At 46.3% G+C, this 876-nt stretch carries 1 protein-coding gene and 1 pseudogene; one reads left to right on the top strand and one right to left on the bottom strand.

Annotated features, from left to right (window positions below):
• Positions 1–627: pseudogene (locus A3735_RS03600) on the top strand (acyl-CoA thioesterase II); the annotation flags it as partial.
• Positions 628–650: 23 nt separating this feature from the next.
• Here the strand turns inward: A3735_RS03600 and A3735_RS03595 are convergent.
• A partial coding sequence (locus A3735_RS03595; RefSeq protein ID WP_156499380.1) for an EAL domain-containing protein occupies positions 651–876 on the bottom strand: 226 nt, incomplete at its 5' end.

Genomic DNA, 876 nt, shown 5'->3' with positions numbered 1-876 from the left:
CAGATTATTCGAGACGGTAGTTCTTTCGCAACACGGCGAGTCATTGCCCGGCAAGACGACAAAGAGATTTTTACCCTCAACGCTTCGTTTCAAAAAGATGAAGCGGGTTCAGAACACCAGTTTGATATGCCCGAAAGCAAGTCGCCAGAAGAACTGGCTTCCGAGCTGGAAATACGTCGTCGCTTTAAGCACCTGATACCTGAAAAACTTAGGGAGCAGTTCACCCGCGATAAACCAATCGAAATCAGACCAGTTAAGCCAATTGACTATACCAACCCGGATATTCGTCCACCCTATAAGCAAAATTGGTTTAGAGCGGTGGCATCAGTCCCCAATGATCTATCATTACACCATTGCCTTCTGGCCTATGCCTCGGACTTCGGCCTGCTTGGTACTAGTATGCTGCCGCACGGTTTGAGTTTTATGCAAAAAGGCATGCAAGTTGCGAGTCTTGATCATTCGATATGGTTCCATCGCCCTTTCAAGGTTGATGAATGGTTACTTTACGATATGGATAGCCCTAGTGCGTCAGGCGGAAGAGGCTTTAATCGAGGGAATATTTTTAACCAACAAGGTGAGTTAGTTGCTTCAGTATGCCAGGAAGCATTGATTAGAAAACGTAGTTAAAACTGCAAATGCGTGACGCCTTGCTAGGATACGTCACGCGTATCGCTTTCAGACTTATCAAGCCACTGAAGTAGCCTCTCCATCGGCAAAGGTGGGGTTAGTAAATAACCTTGAACAGAATCGCACTTTAGCTCTCTTAAGCGCTCCATCGTCTCTTCATTTTCGACACCTTCTGCCACCACCTGATAACCCAGTTTTTGGCACATGTTAATGGTTGCTTCAGCAATGAGCTCATTGCCCTCATCCCCA

This window comes from Oleiphilus sp. HI0061 (assembly GCF_001635675.1).
Note: the sequence above shows the minus strand (reverse complement) of the source record. Positions and strands in the feature narration are given on the sequence as shown.